Below are 1354 nucleotides of genomic sequence, written 5' to 3' on the forward strand. Positions count from 1 at the left end.
TGCCGTAAAGCTCTCCGCCACCACGCCCGACGCGCTGGCAATCGATGTCGCCGAGGCGATCCGCCGGCTGGCGACGGATGCTGCGCTACGCCGAAAGATGGGTGTCGCCGCCTACGAGCATGTCCGGCAAACCGCCCTGTGGTCGGCAAAACTGGATCGGATGGATTGCATCTATGCCGACCTGATCAAACAGGCCCAAAGGTCGTCACCCCTTCCCGTTGCCCAGGGCATCCCCGGGTAGGGAGGAGCCGCACTACACACAGGATCGGTCACGGGCGATGGATTTACCCGCGACCGGCTTTTGTCACCAAAGCTGGATGTCAGACGCCGTCAGTGCATAACCGTTGTCAAACACGGCGATCTGCACCTTCGCAGCCGACCCGTTGCCATCGCTGTCGTAGTAGAGCGTATTATGGGCTTGGTCGTAGATGAAGCGATCATCTGCGTCGAGTGCCGCTGTGCCGATCCTGAACGCATTTGCATTCAAGGGGCCGGTTGGGCCGGAGGTGACGTCAAACACCAGTTTGTCACCTGCGCTAAAGTCGGTGATATGGTCAACGCCCGTGAAAGTGACGGCATTCTGCCGGAACATGAACCGGTCGGCCCCTGCACCGCCAGTCAGACGGTCCTGGCCGCTCTGGCCTTCGATAACATCATTGCCTGAGCCTCCGTCAATCACGTCGTTGCCGGCATCTCCGTAGAGCGTGTCGTCACCTGTGCCGCCGCTCACCGTGTTGGCGCCGCTGTTGCCGGCAATCCAGTTGTTGAGTTCATTTCCCGTGGCATTCACGTCTGCGCCACCGGTGAGCGTCAAATGTTCGACATTTGCGCCCAGCGCGTAGGATACGCTCGAATAGACGTGGTCATCACCGCCGCCGGCAGCCTCGATGACGATATCACCGGGATTGTCGACAAAATAGCCGTCATTGCCAGCTCCGCCGATCAGCGTGTCGGCGCCGGCAGCGCCGTTCAGGAAGTCGACGCCGGAATTACCTGTCAGCGTATCTGAAAAGCTGGATCCAAGCAGGTTCTCTATGCTGATGAAGGTGTCTCCGGTCGCAGAGCCGCCCGAAGCGGCGCCTGTCTGGAGATTGACATTCACCCCCGCAACCGAACCGGCATAGGACGCCGTATCAGATCCATTGCCTCCGTTGAGCACATCGGCACCGGCACCGCCTTGCAGGAAGTCGTTACCGTCAAGCCCTACATAAGTTTCGTTTCCAGTGTTGACGTTGGAAAGCAACGAGTCATTTCCCGAAGTGCCCGTATAAACCGTAGCGCCGCCGCCCGAGACTGGCGTTTGGTCCAGGCCGACATTACCGCTGAGGATCGGCTTATCGTCGTAGAAGGCATA

The 1354-nt window shown here is 59.6% G+C and carries 2 protein-coding genes; one reads left to right on the forward strand and one right to left on the reverse strand.

Going from position 1 to position 1354, the window contains the following annotated elements:
• Nucleotides 1-241: glycosyltransferase (locus AC1D06_RS42615; RefSeq protein ID WP_477991610.1), on the forward strand; the 241-nt coding region annotated here is incomplete at its 5' end.
• Nucleotides 242-304: 63 nt separating this feature from the next.
• Here AC1D06_RS42615 and AC1D06_RS42620 read toward each other — a convergent pair.
• Nucleotides 305-1354: calcium-binding protein (locus AC1D06_RS42620; RefSeq protein WP_477991612.1), on the reverse strand; the 1050-nt coding region annotated here is incomplete at its 5' end.

Source organism: Rhizobium sp. P2_G2 (genome assembly GCF_056403555.1).